Below are 18910 nucleotides of genomic sequence, written 5' to 3'. Positions count from 1 at the left end.
CCCTGTCACCCTCCCTTCCCTTTCCAAGGAGTCCCCATGAGCACCCCGAGACGCACCCTGCACCTCAACGCCTTCCTCATGAGCACCGGCCACCACGAAGCGTCGTGGCGGCTGCCGGAAAGCGACCCGCACGCCGGCGGCAAGGTCGAGCACTACATCGGCCTGGCCCGCACCGCTGAACGCGGCAGGCTGGACTCCATCTTCTTCGCCGATTCCCCCGTGCTGTTCGGGGAGGTAGGCCGCCGCCCGGCGGGCAAGCTCGAACCGACGGTCCTGCTCACGGCGATCGCCGGCGCCACCGAGCGGATCGGCCTCATCGCCACGGCGTCGACCACCTACAACGAGCCCTTCAACCTCGCCCGCCGCTTCGCCTCCGTGGACTGGGTCAGCGGCGGCCGCGCCGGCTGGAACGTCGTCACCACCGCGGGACCTGACGCCGCCCGCAACTTCGGCGTCGACGACCAGCCGGCCCACGCCGTGCGCTACGAGCGGGCCGCCGAGTTCATCGAGGTCGCCCAGAAGCTCTGGGACAGCTGGGACGACGACGCGATCCTCGCCGACAAGGCCGAGGGCGTCTGGGCCGACGCCGACCGGATCCGGACCATCGACCACGAGGGCCGGCACTTCCGTGTCCGCGGCCCGCTCAACGTCCCCCGGTCCCCGCAGGGCCACCCCCTGATCGTCCAGGCAGGCTCCTCGGAGGACGGCAAGAACCTCGCCGCCCGCTATGCCGAGGCGGTCTTCACGGCCCACCAGCGGCTCGTCGACGCCCAGGCGTTCTACGCCGACCTCAAGGCCCGCGCCGCCGCCGTCGGACGCGATCCGGAGGGCATCAAGATCCTCCCGGGCATCGTCCCCGTCATCGGTGCCACCGCGGCGGAGGCGGTCGAGCTCGAACGGGAGCTGGACCGGCTCATCAAGCCCGAGTACGCCCGGATCCAGCTGGCCAAGACGCTGCGGGTCGATCCCGAGGACCTGCCGCTGGACCGCCAGCTTCCCGAGGACCTGCCCAGCGAAGACGAGATCGAGGGGGCCAAGAGCCGCTACACCCTGATCGTCGAGCTCGCCCGCCGGGAGAAGCTGACCGTGCGCGAGCTGATCGGGCGCCTCGGCGGCGGCCGCGGCCACCGGACCTTCACCGGCACCCCGGTCCAGGTCGCGGACGCCATCCAGGAGTGGTTCGAGGCCGGCGCCGCGGACGGCTTCAACATCATGCCGCCCGTCCTGCCCTCCGGCCTCGAGGCGTTCGTGGACGAGGTGGTGCCCATCCTGCAGGAGCGCGGCCTGTTCCGGACCGAGTACACCGGGCGCACCCTGCGCGAACACTACGGGCTCGAGCGGCCCGCCAACCGCTACGCCGGCGTCGAAGGCGCGGCGCTGGCTTCCCTCGGCTCGGCCCTCTGATGACTCGGCAGCTCAAGCTCAACCTGTTCGTCTACCCAGCCGGCCACCACGAGGCCGCCTGGCGGCACCCCTCGTCCCAGCCGGACCGCCTCCTGGACATCACCTTCTACCAGGAACTCGCGCAGGCGGCGGAGCGGGCCAAGTTCGACGCGGTGTTCTTCGCCGACGGGCCGGCGCTCGAGAGCAACGTGCGCTACGCGGCGCGGTTCCGCCTCGAGCCGTTCACGTGGTTGTCCGCGATCGCCGCGGCAACCGAGCGGATCGGCCTCATCGGCACGGCCAGCACCACGTACCTCGAGCCGTACAACGCCGCCCGCCTGTTCGCCTCCCTCGACCATCTGAGCAGGGGCAGGGCCGGCTGGAACATCGTCACGACTGGCGCTCCCGGCGCTGCCGCGAACTTCGGCCTGGACCGGCACCCCGAGCACGCCCAGCGCTACGCCCGCGCGGACGAGTTCGTCGACCTCGTCGGCAAGCTCTGGGACAGCTGGGAGGATGAGGCCCTCGTCTCGGACCGGGAATCAGGCATCTTCGCCGACGACACCCGGATCCACCCGATCGGCCACCACGGGGAGCACTTCCGAGTGCAGGGGCCGCTCAACACCCCCCGCTCCCCGCAGGGCCGGCCCGTCTACGTCCAGGCAGGGTCGTCGGCCGACGGCAGGGCCTTCGCGGCGCGCCACGCGGAGGCGGTCTTCACGGCCCACCAGTCCCTGTCCAGCGCCCAGGAGTTCTACGCGGACCTCAAGGGCCAGGCGGCCGTGCTGGGCCGCGACCCGGGCCAGCTCCTCGTGCTCCCGGGCATCAGCCCGTACCTCGGCTCCACCGAGGCCGAGGCGCGCAGTCTCAAGCAGGAGTTCGACGAGCTCACCCAGCCCGAGTACGGGCTGGGCATCCTGCGGAGGCTCCTGGGCGTGGACTTCGACGGCGTCGCCCTCGACGAGCCCTTCCCGCGGGAGCTGCTCGACGCCGGAACCGCGAAGCCCGGCAGCCGCAGCGACCTGCTCGTGGACCTGATCCGGCGCGAGCGCCTCACCCTGCGCGAGGTGCTCCACCGCTTCGCGGAGGCCCGCGGCCACTACGTCGTCGCGGGGACCCCGGTCCAGGTGGCCGACGAGATCCAGCGCTGGTTCTTCAACGGCGCGGCGGACGGCTTCAACGTCATGCCGCCGTCGCTCCCGGGCGGGTTCGAGGCGTTCGCCGACGAGGTCGTCCCGATCCTGCAGGCCCGCGGCCTGTTCCGCACCGACTACTCCGGGAGCACCCTGCGCGAGCATTTCGGGCTCGGCCGTCCGGCGAGCCAGTACTCCCCCGTCCTCGAAGGAGCATCAGCATGACCGAATACCGCAATCTCGGCCGCACCGGCCTCAAGGTGAGCCCGCTGGCCCTGGGCACCATGATGTTCGGCGCCATCGGCAACCCGGACCATGAGGACTCGGTCCGGATCATCCACCGCGCGCTCGACTCCGGGATCAACCTGGTCGACACCGCGGACGTCTACTCGCAGGGCGAGTCCGAGGTGATCGTCGGCAAGGCGCTCAAGGGGCGGCGCGACGACGTCGTCCTCGCCACCAAGGTCCACGGCCGCCTGGGCGAGGACATCAACCAGGCCGGCAACTCGCGTCGCTGGATCATCCGCGAGGTGGAGGACAGCCTGCGCCGGCTCCAGACGGACTGGATCGACCTCTACCAGGTGCACCGCCCCGATCCGGACACGGACATCGACGAGACCCTGGGGGCCCTCAGCGACCTCGTCCGGCAGGGCAAGATCCGCTACATCGGGACCTCGACCTTCGAGCCCGGGCAGATCGTGGAGGCGCAGTACGTGGCCCGGGAACGGCAGCGGGAGCGGCCCATCGCCGAGCAGCCGCCGTACTCCATCCTGGCCCGCGGAGTCGAGCGCGAGGTCCTGCCCCTGGCCCAGCGCCACGGGCTCGCGGTCCTGCCGTGGAGCCCCCTGGCCGGCGGCTGGCTGTCCGGCCGGATCAGGGCCGACGGCGAGCACCTCCCCTCGAGCAGGGCAGCCCGGCAGCCGGGCCGGCACGACCCGTCCACTCCGGAGAACGCCCGCAAGGCCGGGGCGGTGCTGGAGCTGGCGAAGCTCGCCGACGACGCCGGGCTGTCCCTGATCCACCTGGCGCTCGGGTTCGTCCTCGAGCACCCCGCGGTCACCTCAGCGATCATCGGCCCGCGCACGCTCGAGCACCTGGAGGGGGCCCTCGGCGCGGACAAGATCCGCCTGTCCGAGGACGTGCTCGACCGGATCGACGAGATCGTCCCGCCCGGGACGACCCTCAACGCTGCGGACGCCGGCTACGCGCCGCCGTCGCTGACGGATCCCGCGCTGCGGCGGCGCCGCTGATCGATCACTCGAGGGGGAAGCGGCCCGAGAACTCGATGCCGCCCGCGCACGTCCACGCGGCGAGGCGCTCGGCGTCGCTCGGGCCGCCCTCGAGCGGACTCGTGAGGGTGGGGCGCCGGACCCAGCACCCGGCCTCCTCGGCGATGAGCGCACCGGCGGAGAAGTCGTGCTCGTTCAGGCCCCGCTCCCCGTACGCATCGTGCGTCCCGTCCGCGACGAGGCACAGGTCCAGCGCGGCGGAGCCGAGCCGGCGCATGTCCCCGAAGCCGTCCATGAGCCCCGGCAGGAAGGCCGCCTGCTCGGCGCGGACCGCCGGGTCGTAGCTGAACCCGGTCGCGAGCAGCGCGGATCCCGCCCCGTCCCTGCCCGGGAGCGGGCCCTCGAGCCGGCGCGGCTCGCGGCCGGCGTCGCTGCGCCAGGCCCCGCCCCCGCGGACCGCCCAGTACTCGCGCCCGAGCGCGGGGGCGCTCACCACGCCCGCGAGCCAGTGCCCGTCCGCGTCGGCGACGGCCACGCTCGTCGCGTAGTACACGATGTCCCGGATGAAGTTCGTCGTGCCGTCCAGCGGGTCGATCGACCAGCGGAAGCCGCTCGGCCGGGCCACCCGCGTGGTGCCCTGCTCCTCGCCCGTGACGATGTCGTCCGGCCGCTCCGCGGCGAGGACCTTGCGCACGGCCTTCTCGGCCGCGACGTCGAACGCCGTGACCCAGTCGCTGCCCGAGCTCTTGGTCAACTGCTCCGCGTCCCCGACCCGGAGCGTCCCGCCCGAGCGCGCGGCGAGGATGGCGGCGCCGGCCGCGGCCGCCCGCCGTGCCGTGGCGAGCAGGGCCCCGAGGGCCTCGTCGGTGTGCTGTGCGCGGCTCACTCGGCCTCCTCCGCCTCGCCGATTCCCGCGGCCGCGAGCTCCTCGCCCGAGGCCGCCTCGCCGCCGTCGTCCGCTGGGCCCACGGGCTGCGCCTCGGTGTCCGGCCCGGCGGCCTGGCCCCCGTCAGGGGCCACGTCCCCGACGCCCGCCGGCCCGTGGGCCAGGAGCGCGCGGAAGCCGTCCTCGTCCAGCACGCGGACGCCGAGCTGCTCGGCCTTGTCGAGCTTGGTGCCGGCGCTCTCCCCCGCGACGACGTAGTCGGTCTTCTTCGACACCGAGCCCGAGGCCTTGCCGCCGCGGACGATGATGGCCTCCTTGGCCTCATCGCGGCTGAAGCCCTCGAGCGAGCCGGTCACGACGACGGTGAGCCCCTCGAGCGTGCGCGGCGCCGAGGCGTGCTGCTCGTCCGCCATCTTCACGCCGGCCGCGGCCCAGCGGTCCACGATCTCACGGTGCCAGTCCTCGGCGAACCACTCGATGAGGGCGTCGGCGATGGTGGGGCCGACGCCGTCGACGTGGGAGAGCTGCTCGCGCGCGTCCGGGGCGTCGAGGACCTTCCGCAGGGCCTCCATCGAGCCGTACCGGGTCGCGAGCGCGCGCGACGCCGTCGGCCCGACGTGCCGGATCGAGAGGGCCACGAGCACGCGCCACAGCGGCTGCGACTTGGCCTTCTCGAGCTCCCTGAAGAGCCTCTCGGTGTTCGCGGTGGGCTTCGAGGGGGTCTTGGCCGTGGGTTTGGTCCAGAAGTACGGCACGAGCTCCCACTCGCCCGTGCCCACGCCCTTGGCGCGCTTCTCGCGGCGGATCATGACGTCGCGCAGGGACTCGGGCGTGAGGTCGAAGATGCCCGCCTCGTCCTGAAGCGGCGGCACCTCGGGGGCGGCCGGCCGGGTGAGGGCGATGGCGGCCTCCCAGCCGAGCGCCTCGATGTCGAAGGCGCCGCGGCCGGCGAGGTGGAAGACCCGCTCGCGCAGCTGCGACGGGCACGAGCGCGCGTTGGGGCAGCGGACGTCGACCTCGCCCTCCTTCGAGGGCGCGAGGGGGGTGCCGCACGAGGGGCACTCCGTGGGCATGACGAAGTCCCTCACGGGCGGGTCCTGCTGATCGCGCAGGGCGAGGACGGGCCCGACGATCTCGGGGATGACGTCCCCGGCCTTGCGCAGCACGACGACGTCGCCGATCTTCACGCCCTTGGCCTTGACGACGTCCTGGTTGTGCAGGGTGGCCATCTCCACTGTCGAGCCGGCCACCTTGACGGGGACCATGACGCCGTACGGGGTGACGCGTCCGGTGCGGCCGACGTTGACGCGGATATCGAGGAGCTTCGTGTGGACTTCCTCCGGCGGGTACTTGTACGCCACCGCCCAGCGGGGCACGCGGGACGTGTGTCCCAGGGCGCGCTGGGTCGCGAAGTCGTCGACCTTGACCACGATTCCGTCGATCTCGTGGATGAGGCTGTGCCGCTTCTCGCCGTACTTCTCGATGAACGCGAGCACCTCCTCGTAGGAGTCGAGGACCTCGACGTACGGGCTCGTGGGCAGGCCCCACTCCTTGAGCAGCCGGTAGGTCTCCTCCTGGCTCGCCGTCTCGAGCCCCTCGCGCGCTCCGATGCCGTGGACGAACATGCTCAGCGGGCGCTTGGCCGTCTCGGCCGGGTCCTTCTGCCGCAGCGAGCCCGCGGCCGCGTTGCGGGGGTTCGCGAGGGGGGCCTTGCCCTCGGCGATGAGGGCGTCGTTGAACTCGTTGAACGCCTTCGTCGGGATGTACACCTCGCCGCGGATCTCGACCTCCGCCGGGTGTCCGTCCCCCGCGAGGCGCCGGGGGATGTCCTTGATGGTCAGGACGTTGTGCGTCACGTCCTCGCCCGTGCGCCCGTCGCCCCGCGTTGCTGCCCGGACGAGCTCGCCGTTGCGGTAGAGCAGGTTGACGGCGAGGCCGTCGATCTTGAGCTCGGTGAGCCACTTGGCCGGCGGGAGCCCGGCCGCCGCGACGCTCGCCTCGGCTCGCCGGACCCAGGCCTCGAGCTCCTCGACAGAGAAGACGTCCTCGAGGCTGTACATGCGGGCCACGTGCTGGACGGGCGCGAATGCCGCCGTGGCCTCGCCGCCGACCTCCTGCGTGGGCGAGTCGTTGGAGACGAGCTCCGGGTGCAGCGCCTCCATCTCCTCGAGCCGGCGGAAGAGGGCATCGTACTCCGCGTCCGAGATGACCGGGGCGTCCTGGTTGTAGTACAGGGCGCGGTGGCGCCGGACCTCGTCCGCGAGGGCGTCGTACTCCTCGCGGAGGGACTCGGACGGGATGGTCTCGGACGGGGTCACGGGTTCTGCGCTCACAGGCTCTATCTTGCCCTACGCCTCCGACACCCCAAGGGCCCGCAGCACATGCCGGGAGGCCCTGCTCGGCGGCAGGCCGGTCGACGGCCCCACGGCACCTGCTCAAAGGAGGGCCGGTCGACGCCGCGCCGCCACGGGCCGTGGACTGCGTATCAGGCGACGGACGGCACAACAGGCGCTGGACGGCACAGCAGGCGCTGCCGCGGGCCTGTCCTGCCGCCCCGAGCCTGCCATGCCGCTCAGGGCCTGTGGTGTCACAGGCCTCGTGTTCCGGACCTGCCATGCCGGCTGGACGGTGACACGCGCAAGGGCCCCGCAGCGTGTGCTGCGGGGCCCTCGGGCTCGTCGAGTCGGGCTCAGTTGAGCGTGTTGGAGGTCTGCTCCTGGGCGGTGGCATTGGCGTTGATCTTCTTGGCCGCATCGCGCAGCTGGTCGATGAGCTTGGCGAGGGACTTCATGCTCTCGGACTGCCACTCGTTCTTGAACTGCTCGGCGTCGCGGCCGGCCCAGTTCGCCGGGATGTTGTTGTTGATCAGCCCGTTGAGGTTGTTCTTGATCTGCTCGACCTCGGAGGCCTTGCTGTTGAACTGCTTCGCGACCCCACGCAGCTCGTTGACATTGGCACCCTGCTGAATGGCCATGGCTCTTCCTTTCGATACGTCCCCGGCGTGTCCAGGAATCTGCGCTGCCCGGCCCTCCCAGCGGCCCGGACGCTTGCTCCAAGCTATCGGCCCGCGGGAAAGGGCGTCGATGGGGAGGACTCCCCTGACCCGCACCGTCGGCTAGCCCTGGGACGCCTGCCCCTGCCCGCCGAGGTCCTCGTACGCCGCCTGCACCTTGAACGCCCTCCCCCGGGCGATGTAGTAGCCGCGGCCCGGGACGTACTTGGGGTTCCGGATGCGGCCGAGGGACGTGTTCAGGAGGGAGTCGCCGTCGTGCTCGGCGGGGTTGAGCAGGAGGCCGCGGCGGCCGTTCTTGAACGGCTGCGACAGGCTCCACGCCGTGCCCCATGCCGAAGTCTCGGCCTCGCCCACGACCCACAGCCCCTCCCGGCCCATGGCCGTGATGAGCCCGGTCAGCGAGCTCTCCGCGAGGGACGAGTCGAACTCCGTGATCCCCTCGGCGAAGAGCGCGAACTCGCGCACGCCCACGTCGAGCTGGAGCTCCTCCGCGGCCTCCGAGACGGCGTCCTCCCCCGTGTAGCTCGCGTCCCACAGTGGCAGCGACGCGATCGCGGACTTGCGCGCCCCGACGTACACGCGCCGGACGCCGGGCCGCGCCCGCCGCAGCGCCGCCGCGAGGGCGACGATCGCCGTCGTCCGCCCCGATCCGGGCGGGCCGGAGAGCATGAAGGCGCCCGCCGGGTCCACGAAGAGCGGCTCGAGGGACGTGTCCTCGATGCCGATCGCGATGCGGCCGCTGTCGAGCGGCAGCGCGTCCCCGGACACGACGTCGGGCAGGCTCCGGATCCCCGGCGCCTGGGGCACGCTCTGGCGGCGCATGGCCGCGGCGAGGCGGCCGATCTCGCGCGCCTGAACGGCGACGTTCGCGTTGCCGCCGAGGATCGCGAGCTGCAGCTCGAGGCCGTCGACGACGCCGCGCCCCGGCGGCGACTGGGGCGTCACGACGTCCTTGGGCTGGTTGAACATCATGTAGTCGTCCTCGCCGGTCATGCGCAGGATGATGCGCTTCTGTACCGAGGAGGCGATCGAGGCCGGGATCGAGTTGGTGCGGTCGCCGGTCATGACGAGGTGGACGCCGACGGCGCGCCCGTCCGAGGCCAGCTGGGTGAGGATGTCGAAGACGTTGCTCTCCGAGGAGTACTCGTAGAGCTCGCGGAAGGCGCCCATGCCGTCGATGAGGACGATGATGCGCGGCTCGTCCGGCGCGTCCGCGAGGCGGCGGTACTCCCCGATCGTCCCGGCGCGGGCCGCGGCGTACCGGTCGGAGCGCTCCTCGACGAGGGCGCCGAGGTGCCGCATGAGCCGGCCGACCCGCTCGGCGTCGTCGGCATCGATCACGGCGCCCACGTGCGGGAGGTCGGCGAGCATGTGCAGGCCCTGCGAGCCCGCGTCGATGCCGTACACCTGCACGGGCCCGCCGCGCACGGTCACGGCCGAGGCGACGGCGACCGTGCGCAGCGCCGCCGACTTGCCCGAGCCGCCCGTGCCGTAGACGGCCATGTTACCGTCGCGGTCCGGCTCGTAGGAGAACGTGGGCTGCGACTGGCGCGCCGGGTTGTCGACGACGCCGAGCAGCAGCCGCTCGTCGGTGCGCGGGTTCGGCAGCTTCGTGAAGTCGTACGTCTGCGGGAGCTCCTCGAGCCACGGCTTGCGCGGCAGGCCGATCGCGAGCCGGTCCGCGGCGGTCGAGATCGTCCGGACCATGCGCGCGATGTCGTTGGGCCCCTCAGGCTCGGGCTCCGGCACCGCCCCGGACGCGGGGGCCGGCTGCTCCCAGGCCGGGCCCGAGCCGAAGTCCATCTCGACGATGTCGATGCGCGGCTTGGCCGGCCTGTCCGTGGTCCAGCCCGAGGCGTAGCCGGTCTGGAAGCCCTGGATCCGCCCCGGCCCGGTCTTCGCGGCGCCGCGGCCCGGGATGGCCGGGTCGAAGTACGCCGCGGTCTTATCCCCGAGGATGTCCTCGGAGTCGGCCTCGTCCGCCATGCGCAGCGCGATGCGCAGGTTCGTGTTGGCCCGGAGGTTGTCCTTGATGACGCCGGCGGGCCGCTGGGTCGCGAGGATGAGGTGCAGGCCGAGCGAGCGGCCGCGCGCGGCGACGTCCACGACCCCGTCGACGAACTCGGGCACCTCCGTCGCGAGGGCCGCGAACTCGTCGACGACGATGATGAGGTACGGCGGCGTGTCCGGGTCCGCGGCGCGCTCCATTGCTAGCAGGTCCTTGGCCTTCTTGCGGTTGAACAGCTGCTCGCGGTAGTGCAGCTCGGCGCGCAGCGAGGTCAGCGCCCGGCGCACGAGGTGCGGGGACAGGTCGGTCACGAGGCCCACCGTGTGCGGCAGGCTCACGCAGTCGGCGAAGGCCGCGCCGCCCTTGTAGTCCACGAACAGGAACGTGACCCGGTCCGGGCTGTAGGCGTTGGCCATGCCGAGCACCCAGGACTGGAGGAACTCGGACTTGCCCGCGCCGGTCGTTCCGCCGACGAGGGCGTGCGGGCCCTCGTTCTTGAGGTCGAGGAAGAACTGCTCGACGCCTTTCGAGCCGACGAGCGCGCGCAGCGTCCCCTTCGCCTTGGGATTGGCGACGGCGGAGACGCGCACCGAGTTCGACTGCTGCCAGCGCTCGGCGACGGTGCCGGGGTCGTCCGCGATCTCCCTGCCCGCGAGCGTCACGTAGCTTACCGCGCGCGGGAGGTCCGAGTCGTCGTCGACCGGCTTGCCGACGTCCACGATCGGCGTGAGCATGCGCCCGAGCTGGACCGCGAGGGCCTCGTCGACGCTCTCGCAGCTGACCGGGTACGTGTGCCGGCCGAGCCGGACGTGCCCGCTCGTTGCGCCGTGCTCGCCGTCGGCCACGACGAAGTCGCGGCAGCACTGCGGGAGCTGCTCGACCCGCGCCGCGACCCACACGACATGGATCCCCACGTCGGGCCCGAGCTCGGCGAGCCGGGTGATCCGGCCGCGGTCCACGGGCGCATCGTCCTCGACGATCACGACGACGGTGGGCACGATCGGCTCGCCCGCGCCGTCGTGCTCCCCGGCGACGGCGCCGCGGCGGCCCGAGGGCTTCTCGCTCGCGCCCGAGGTCCGCACGGCGAGGAGGTCCTCGAGCCGCGTGAGCAGGAGCGTCCCGGCCGCCGAGCCTGCGGCGAGGTGGTCCCCCGCGAGCGGGGAGTGCGGGGAGCCGACGTGCGGGAGCCACTGGAGCCAGTCCCAGCGTGCCTTGGACTCGTGCGAGGCGAGGCCCGCGATCGCGACCTCGGCGGGAGAGTGCAAGCCGGCGATCTGCAGGACCACGCCGCGGGCGATGTCCTCGACGAGGCCGCGCGGGCCGGCGATGCCGAGGCCGCCGCCCTGGCGCAGGCTCGCCGTGATCGGCACGGCGTCGAGGACGGCGAAGCGCTCGGCGGCCTCGTGGATGCGCCGCGTGAACTCGGGGAGGGTCTGGTTCTCCTTCGGCGTGGTGACCTTGACCCGGCTCGGGGCGGCACCGAGGCCGAGGCGCACCGTGAGGAACTCGCGGTGCTCGGGGGCGTGCGTCCACAGGAGCGGCCCGAGCCGGTAGATCGAGTCGACGGTCTCGGCGACCGACGGGGCCTCCTGGAGCCGCACGGCCCGCTCGACGGTCTGCAGCTCGGTGACCTGCCGGCCGAACTCGGCGAGGCGCTCCTCGAACAGGGCCGTCTCCTCGCGCAGCTCCTGCTTCGCGTGGCGCCGGAACGCAAGCCACATGCCGACCGCGAAGAGCGGCATCATCGCCATGAAGACGATCGAGAGCAGGTTCTGCAGCACCGCGAACATCACGGCGCCCATGACCATGGGCAGGAGCACCATGACGATCGGGAAGGGCTGGTTCTTGGGCCGCTGGGGGCCCTCGGGGACCTCGCGCTCCTGTGCCGGGAAGCGGGGCACGACGCGCGGGGACCGGTTGAACGGCACGAGCGGCGAGGTCCGGGCGCGGTCCGCACTGTGGCCGACGCCGACACCCAGCCCGACGACAGAGACCGTCGTCTCCCCGAGCGTGACCGTGTCGGAGGACGCGAGCACCGCGCGGGAGACCGTGTGGCCGTCCATGACGAGGCCGTTGGAGGAGTTGAGGTCGACGATCTCGATCGTCTCCCCCACCGTGATGCGCGCGTGCCGCTTCGACGCGAGCGGGTCCGTGAGCGGGACGTCCACCCCCGCGCCCCGGCCGATGAGGCTCGCCCCGACCGGGAGGGAGAACTCCGCGCCGGCGTCGGGGCCCGCGACGACGCGCAGGGTCGCCGCGGCCGGGCCCCGGTCCACTCCCCCGGCGCCGGGCCCGGCCGCTGGGTCCACGCGCGAGACCGAGACGGTCGAGCCCTGCCGCAGGCCGGACTCGAGCAGGTTGCCGGCCGGGTCGAGGATGCGCCCCCTCATGCCGCCGGCGAGCACGGACTCCTCGACGCGCAGCGTCAGGCCCTCGAGCGCAGCGCCCGCCGGGTCTGCTCCCTGGGTGCGGGCCGGATCGGCGAGATAGAGCTCGCGGGCCACGTCCCCCACGGTCGCGAGGCCGTCCACGGTCACGGCGAGGTCCGCTGCCGGCGCCGGGTCGCGCCGCAGCGTGAGTCTGATCCGCACTAGTCCCCCTCGGGTCCGGAAAGAAGCCGGGCGTCGAGCAGCGCGAGGTCGTCGGCTGTGACGAGATGGGAGCTCACGGCGTGCTCCACGAGCCGGGCCCGCCGGTTGGTCGCGAGCTTGCCGCCGCCCGCGCGCAGGCCTGCGACGCCCACGCGGTCGAGCTTGTCGCACACGTTGTCGAGCTTGCGGTTGAACTTGGTCAGCGCCCAGCCGAGGCGCTGCGCGGCCGCGGCCGAGGTCGGGATCGCGCTCAGGCCAGTGCCGTCGCGGCGGAGCATGGGCTCGGCCAGCGCGACGATGACGGCCTTCTGCGAGTCCGTGAACGTGATCGGGCCGATCGTGGTCTCGCCGACCTCGCCGCCGTCGTCGCTGTCGATGGCCATGCTCTGCCGGAACGCCGGGGTACGCACGTGCACGGCGAACTCGTAGGTCGTGGACCCGGCCGTGAAGATGACGTTCGTGTGGCCGAACACGAGCGGGATCCGCGCCCCCGGGACCACCCAGGCCTGGAGCCCGCCGCTCACGTCGGCCACGGTCGCGGAGAGCAGGGAGCCCACGTTGCTGAGCCACCAGATCCCCTCGACGTGCGAGATCTCGAGGAAGCGCCGGTGCAGGTACGGGTTGTCGTCGACCTCGAGGTCGCCCTCCCGGCCGATGCTGAAGACCGCTGCCGGGTCCGGCCTGTAGAGCTCGCCGCAGAAGTCGACGACGAGGTCCCCGCTCGCTCCGCCGCCCGCACCCCCATCCCGGGCTGCGCCCGGTGGTGCGTAGCCTGTGTTGTCGGTTGTCATGCCTTGCCCCTCCCGCTCGGCGTGTGGCGTCAGTGTGTGCAGCTGCGGGCGCCCCGTCACTTCGGGAAGCACGCGCTCGGCGCCGTCTCGTCCATCGCCCCCGCGGTGCCGTCGCTGCGCCGGACGACGACGCGCACGCACGTCGCGCCTGGGGCCTCCTTCGGGACGCTCACCTCGGTGGCCGTGACGGCCCTGGGCGGCTCCTGCCCCGCGACCCGGAGGACCGTGACCATGTAGGAGTCCCCGGGCCTCGGCTGCGGGTTGGTCCACGTGAACCTCACGTTCGCCCCGGCGTCGGCGCCCGCGAGGCCCTCGACGGCGGGGACCGCCCCCGTGTCGAGCGCGTCCACGGGGGGCGCGCTGTGGGTGGTCTGGTTCGGCGTGGGCCGCTGGGCGAGGCTCGGGGCCATGAGCACGCCGGCGACGACGGCGGCCACGAGGACCGCGCCGGCGGCGATGGACGCGATGAGCGTCCGACGGCGCCGTGCGTCCAGGTGCCCGTCCTCGCCTGCGCCAAGCCCGCCGTCGTGCTCCCCGTCGAGCTGGCCCTGGCCCGCCTGGCCGTGGCCCGACTGCCCCCGCAGGACCGTCGCGTCGCCGCGCAGGACCGTCGAGTCCCCGCCGGCGTTGCCGCGCAGGACGGTCGAGTCGCCGGCGTCGCCAAGGTCACCGGCGCCGCCGGTCGCGGGAGCGTGGAGGGCCGCCGGGGCGCCCGTCGATGCCAGCGCCTGCTGGGCCGCCGGGCGCGCCGTCCCCTGCCCGGGCCGCAGGACGGTCGCGTCGTCCACGACGCGCCCGCGCGTCGTGTCGCGGCCCGGCGCGAGGGCCCCGGGGCGGGCGGGTGCAGGGCGGGCGGGCGCGGGCCCTGCCGGAGGCGCCGGGCGCAGCGCGCGAGGCTCCCCAGACGTCCCCTCGGGGTTGATCGAGACGACCCCGCGCACGCGGGTCTCCTCGAAGCCCGCGTCCGGGTCGTCGTCGTCCGCGATCTCCTCGAGCACCTCGAACGGCGTCACCGACAGGCTCAGCTCGCTCTGGATCCGCTGGAGCGCGAGGGCGAACGTGTGGGCGGAGGAGTAGCGGCTCTCGGGCGCCTTGGACATCGCGGTCGAGAGCACGAGCTCGAGCGACTCGGGCACGTCCGGGCGCCCGATCGGCGGCACGGGCGCCGAGTGGATGCGCTGGATGAGGGCCCGCTGCGAGTTGTCCCCGCCGGGGATGACGAAGGGCGAGCGTCCCGCGAGGAGCGTGTAGAGGGTGGCGCCGAGCGCCCACACGTCCAGCCGCACGCCGTCGACCGCGCCGCCGCGGAAGGACTCGGGCGGCGACCACGGGATCGACATCCCCATGTCGCTGTCCCCGCTGCCCTCGACCGTGCCGGCGATGCCGAAGTCGGTCAGCGCGGGCCGGTTGTAGTCGGTCACGAGGATGTTGGCGGGCTTGATGTCGCGGTGCGCGATCCCTGCCCGGTGCGCCGTCTCGACCGCGGAGGCCACCTGGATGCCGATCGCGAGGACCTCGTCGACGCTCAGGCGCTCGCGCCGGTAGCGGATGTCGAGGCTCGGGCGCGAGCAGTACTCCATGGCCAGGTATGAATGCCCGTCGTCGGTGATCTCCGCCTGGTAGATCGTGACGATGTACGGGTGGGACGAGAGCTGGGCCATGAGGTTGGCCTCGGTCTCGAACTGGCGGCGTGCGCTCTCGGTGCGCAGGCCCGAGACGAGGACCTTGACCGCGACCTTCCGCCGCGGTCGGTCCTGCTCGTAGAGGAAGACGTCCGAGAAGCCGCCGGAGCCGAGCAGGCTCAGGTAGCGGAAGCCGCGCAGCTCGGGCGGCGGCGCGGGCGGGCGCTTCGAGCTCACGGCACCGCCTCGAAGGTCAGCGTCACGCCGTCGCCGAGGTCGGCGACGTCGCCGTCGAGCACGATCGACATCTCCCCCTGCGCGAGCCGCCGCGGCGACTGGCCGGGCCGCTCGAGCACCGTGCCGTTGGTCGCCTTGAGGTCGCGGACCATGACGTGCCAGCCCTCGAGGCGCACCTCGAGGTGGTTGCGCGAGATGTCCCCGGAGGGGCTCACGACCGTCACGAGGCGCGGCATGCCGCCGCTCGCGACCCGCGAGACGGAGGGCTGGCGGCCGACGACGAGCGGCTCCTCGAGCTCGATGACCTCGCCGCTCGAGAGGCGCACGCGGCCGAGGGCGGGGCGGGGCAGCTGCTGGGGCTCGCCGGTGATGGCCTCGCCGCACGTGGGGCACTGCGCGTACGACGGCGGGTTGGCGTGCCCGCGCGGGCAGCGGCGGCCCAGGACGAGGGGCCCCTCCCGGCGCGGGGCGGACGACGGCGGGGCGTCGCCGACGCTGCTGCCGGCATCGGCGCGACTCCCGTCCCCGACGTCCCCGCCCTCGCCGTCAGGTCCCGAGGGAGGCGGCACCGTGAGGCCGAGTTCGGCGGGAGCGCCCTCGCCCTCGAGCTGGCCACTGCCCTCGTCTGCAATACCGGCGAGCTCGCTGCGCATGACCGTTTCGCCGTCGTGGTCGCCGAAGAGCTCGGACGTGATCGAGCGGCCTTCGGCTCCCCGCTCGGGGGCCTCCGAGCCCTCCCGGTGCCCGCCGTCTCGATCCCTGCCGGCGCCGGCCGGCTCCGGGGCCTGCCGGCCCCACGGGACGGAGTCGATGAGGAGGCTCGGCGGCGTCCACCCGGCGGGGCGCTCGGCCGGTGCGGCAGGCCCCGCTGGCGTTGCCGGCTCAGCCGGTTCGGCAGGCTGGACCGTCCGGGCCACGGGCTCCGTGGTCTGCGTCGGCGGGAGCGGGTCGGTCGTCTGCTCGGTCCCGGGCCCGTCGTGCTCCTCGGCCTCGCTCGGGCGCACGGCGGCGTCCTCGACCGAGCGCACGACCGTGCTGCCCCACAGCTGGTCGTAGGAGGACGTGGTCGTCGTGGGGTGGTCCTCGGCCGGGGCGGCCGCGGGGACCTCCGGCCCGTCGGGCAGGGCGGGGGCCTGCTCGGCGACGGGCCCCTCGGCGGTGTCCTGCTCGGCCGCGGCGCTGCCAGCAGCGGGCTCCTCGACCTGAAGCCCTGCGGGCCGCTGGGTCTCGGCGGGCGGGAGGATCGTCGCGTCGAGGCCGCCCTGCTCCCCGGCGGCCGGTTCCCCGGCAGTGGACTCGACAGCAGCCGCCGGAGCGGCCGCGGGGGCCTCCGACTGGGCAGGGGCAGCCGGCGGCGCGGGTTCAGCCGCAGGCGCCGGTTCGGCCGCGGCCATCGCTTCGGCCCGGGTCATCGCTTCGGCCGCGACGCTCCCGGCGGTCACGCGCACGGAGGCGGCGCCCACGGCGCCGCCCTCGAGCGGGAGCGTCGGGCCGCCGTCGTCCTCGCCGAGGAGCTCGACGGCGGTCCAGCCGTCGACGCCGCGCTCGAGCCAGGTGCCGACGTCGGCGCCGCTCAGGCGCTCCCGACCGGCCGCCGTCGTGACCGCCGCGTCCACAGCGCCGCGCACGAGCAGTCGGAGCCGCTCGCGGTGCTCGGCGATGCCGAAGGCCGGCAGCCGGGCGAAGCCGAACTCGGCCGTGAGCGCGTCGAGGACGCCGTAGAGGTCGGCGCCGTCGCCCAGGAGGTCCCACAGCCGGGGCACGAGGGGCCGGGCCTGCTCCGCGGGCAGGAGCACCGCGAGGTGCCCGCGCGCGACGAGGGTCCAGCGGGCACCGGGGCAGTACTCACGCGTCGCCATGCTCGTCCCTCTCCCCCTGTCCGCTGTCCTTGCCGCTGTCCTTGCCGTCCTGCCCGCCGGGCGTCTCGCCGGGCTCCGGGCCGGGCCCGCTGTCCCGGTCGAGCGTGTCCTCGCCCGGGCTGAGCCGCGGCGCGGTCTCGGGCAGGCCGAGCGCGTCCGCGGCGTCCCGCACGTCCACGACGACGACAGTGACGTTGTCCCGCCCGCCCGAGCGGATCGCGGCGTCGATGAGCGCGTCCACGGCGTCCTGCGGGTGTCGGCGCGAAGTGAGGATGCGGTGGATCTCCTCGTCGCGCAGCTCGCTCGTGAGCCCGTCGGAGCACACGAGGAGCCGGTCCCCGTCCTCGACGGGCAGGAGCCAGAAGTCGGCCTCGGCATCCTCGCCGGTCCCGAGGGCGCGGGTCACGACGTGCCGCCGCGGGTGCACGAGCGCCTCCTCGGCCGTGATCTCGCCCGCCTCGATGAGCTCGCGGACCTCCGAGTGGTCCACGCTGATCTGCGTCAGGCCGCCGTTGCTGGTGAGCCGGTACGTGCGCGAGTCGCCGACGTTGGCCACGAGCCAGTACGGCACGGAGGAGATCTCGATGAGCACGGCCCCGGAAAGCGTCGTGCCGGCGCGCGCGCCCGTGGCCTGGCGGATGCGCCAGTCGGCCCGCTCGATGACCTGCTGGACCTGCCGAGCGGTGGCCCGGTGGGTGCCGTGCGCGAGGACGGGCGCCTCGCGCAGGGTCTGGATGCACAGCTGGCTCGCGACCTCCCCGGCCTCGTGCCCGCCCATCCCGTCCGCGACCATGAAGACCGGATCCTGGGCGAGGAACGCATCCTCGTTGAGCTCCCGCCGCAGGCCGCGGTCCGTGCCGAAGCCGACCGTGAGGGTCAGGCGCGGCTCGAGGTCGGCGAAGTGGATGTCTGTCACGCGCGGCCCCTGCCGATCGAGAAGAAGTGGTCTCCGAAGTGCACGACGTCCCCGGCGTCCACCTCGACGGGCTCGCCGGCTGGCGCGGGCGAGGTCCCGCCGTCGGCCCGCACGACGCGGGTGCCGTTGGTCGACTTGCGGTCCTGGACCCAGACGCGGCCGTGGGCGCTCCACACCGCGAGGTGCGTCTTGGACACGCTCTTGCCCGGGTCCTCGACGGCGAGCAGCTGCTGGACGGTCTCGTCCTCGTACGCGGCGGGGTTGCGCCCCACGAGCACCGGCCCGCGCAGGGCGATGCTGCGGCCGTCGCTGAAGCTCAGCACGACGTCCCCCGTTGCCCCGCGCTGGGCGGCGCGGCCGCCGGCGAGGCGGGTCGCGCCGAGGTCGTCGTCGGGATGGCTTCCGGGAGCGGGCGGCGGGCCGGCGTGCGCGACAGGGCCGGCGTATGCGAGAGGGCCGGTGGACGACGGCGGCGGGCCGGGCCGGGCGGCCGGCTGGAAGCCCTGCTGCGGGGCCGGCTGGAGGCCCTGCGGCGCGGGAGAGGCCACAGACGCCGCGACGGGCGAGGCGACCTGGGTCACGGGCGGGAGGTCGACGCGCGGGGCGAACGACGCGGGCCCGTTGATCCCTCCGCTCGTGAGCGGGTCCCTGCCCGCGCGGATATCGAAGACGAAGGTCCTCGCCGCCCTGTCATGCCAGCCCTGTCGCTTGGCATTGGCGTCGAAGACGTTCGAGACGAGGGCCAGGACGATGCCGGCGAACGGGATAAGGCACACGAGGCCGAAGACGAGGTTCCGCACGAAGACCCTGCCCCACCCGGGGGCCAGGCCGTCGGGGCCGCTCGTGCGGAGGCCGAGCATCACTTGGCCGGGCGTCTTCCCGGTCTTGGCCTCCCAGGCCCAGCAGAAGACCCACAGGGCGAGGCCGAGGATGGACCCGACCGTGAGCCACGTCGCGGCGGAGAGCAGCGCCCGCTGGTCGGCCGCCGTGGCGTACCGGCTGCCCGAGAGCCCCGCGAGCGAGGCGGCGGCGATCGTGTACGGGATGCCCTGGAGTATCCAGGCGATCCCGAGGTCGATGAGCTTCGCGCCGGCCCGCCTGCCGGTCGGGGCATTGGCCAGCTCGAGATTCACCATGGTCCCCACCATCCCCTGTCCTTCTCGTGCCGCAGGCGCGGCGCTGGCGCGAGCCGGCTGCCGCCGCTGCGCCGGGGCGCCGCAGACGGAGCAGTACAGCGCCCCC

General features: G+C 73.6%; 12 protein-coding genes. 3 read left to right on the top strand and 9 right to left on the bottom strand.

What is annotated here, in order from left to right; translation table 11 throughout:
- Window positions 1–36: 36 nt before the first annotated feature.
- From ACUYMY_RS06200 to ACUYMY_RS06190, 3 genes are read left to right on the top strand one after another with little or no spacing between them, the layout of a single operon-like run.
- Window positions 37–1404 carry an LLM class flavin-dependent oxidoreductase gene (locus ACUYMY_RS06200; RefSeq protein WP_481702741.1) on the top strand — a complete coding sequence of 456 codons (1368 nt, stop codon included), beginning with the start codon at window positions 37–39 and terminating at the stop codon, window positions 1402–1404.
- Window positions 1404–2741, top strand: coding sequence for an LLM class flavin-dependent oxidoreductase (locus ACUYMY_RS06195; RefSeq protein WP_481702740.1), 1338 nt, complete (start codon window positions 1404–1406; stop codon window positions 2739–2741). The genes ACUYMY_RS06200 and ACUYMY_RS06195 overlap by 1 nt, the downstream gene beginning before the upstream one ends.
- A complete protein-coding gene (locus ACUYMY_RS06190; RefSeq protein WP_481702739.1) occupies window positions 2738–3766 on the top strand; it encodes an aldo/keto reductase in 1029 nt (342 codons plus the stop codon). The genes ACUYMY_RS06195 and ACUYMY_RS06190 overlap by 4 nt, the downstream gene beginning before the upstream one ends.
- A 4-nt stretch (window positions 3767–3770) precedes the next feature.
- Here the strand turns inward: ACUYMY_RS06190 and ACUYMY_RS06185 are convergent, their stop codons facing one another.
- The 9 genes from ACUYMY_RS06185 to ACUYMY_RS06145 form a co-directional block, all read right to left on the bottom strand.
- Entirely contained in the window at window positions 3771–4631 is an 861-nt protein-coding gene (locus ACUYMY_RS06185; RefSeq protein WP_481702738.1) for an inositol monophosphatase family protein, read from the bottom strand.
- The gene (ligA, locus tag ACUYMY_RS06180) at window positions 4628–6973 is read right to left on the bottom strand and encodes an NAD-dependent DNA ligase LigA (RefSeq protein ID WP_481704977.1); all 2346 of its coding nucleotides are present in this window, start codon (window positions 6971–6973) and stop codon (window positions 4628–4630) included. The genes ACUYMY_RS06185 and ligA overlap by 4 nt, the downstream gene beginning before the upstream one ends.
- Window positions 6974–7320: 347 nt before the next feature.
- Entirely contained in the window at window positions 7321–7605 is a 285-nt protein-coding gene (locus tag ACUYMY_RS06175; RefSeq protein ID WP_481702737.1) for a WXG100 family type VII secretion target, read from the bottom strand.
- A 141-nt stretch (window positions 7606–7746) separates the two neighbouring features.
- Window positions 7747–12243 carry an FtsK/SpoIIIE domain-containing protein gene (locus ACUYMY_RS06170; protein ID WP_481702736.1) on the bottom strand — a complete coding sequence of 1499 codons (4497 nt, stop codon included), beginning with the start codon at window positions 12241–12243 and terminating at the stop codon, window positions 7747–7749.
- A complete protein-coding gene (locus ACUYMY_RS06165; protein WP_481702735.1) occupies window positions 12243–13034 on the bottom strand; it encodes a hypothetical protein in 792 nt (263 codons plus the stop codon). Before ACUYMY_RS06165 ends, ACUYMY_RS06170 begins: the two co-directional genes overlap by 1 nt.
- Before the next feature lie 56 nt (window positions 13035–13090).
- Complete coding sequence (locus ACUYMY_RS06160; protein WP_481702734.1) at window positions 13091–14893, bottom strand: serine/threonine-protein kinase; 1803 nt, start codon at window positions 14891–14893, stop codon at window positions 13091–13093.
- Window positions 14890–16752 carry an FHA domain-containing protein gene (locus ACUYMY_RS06155; RefSeq protein WP_481702733.1) on the bottom strand — a complete coding sequence of 621 codons (1863 nt, stop codon included), beginning with the start codon at window positions 16750–16752 and terminating at the stop codon, window positions 14890–14892. The genes ACUYMY_RS06160 and ACUYMY_RS06155 overlap by 4 nt, the downstream gene beginning before the upstream one ends.
- Window positions 16739–17668: a PP2C family protein-serine/threonine phosphatase gene (locus ACUYMY_RS06150; protein WP_481702732.1), complete on the bottom strand. Its 930-nt coding sequence runs from the start codon at window positions 17666–17668 to the stop codon at window positions 16739–16741. Before ACUYMY_RS06150 ends, ACUYMY_RS06155 begins: the two co-directional genes overlap by 14 nt.
- Window positions 17665–18804, bottom strand: coding sequence for an RDD family protein (locus ACUYMY_RS06145; RefSeq protein ID WP_481702731.1), 1140 nt, complete (start codon window positions 18802–18804; stop codon window positions 17665–17667). The genes ACUYMY_RS06150 and ACUYMY_RS06145 overlap by 4 nt, the downstream gene beginning before the upstream one ends.
- Window positions 18805–18910 lie beyond the last annotated feature (106 nt).

The sequence above is a fragment of the Sinomonas sp. T428B genome (assembly GCF_056780155.1).
The sequence above is the reverse complement of the archived record's forward strand: the minus strand, read 5'-3'. Positions and strand labels throughout refer to the sequence as shown.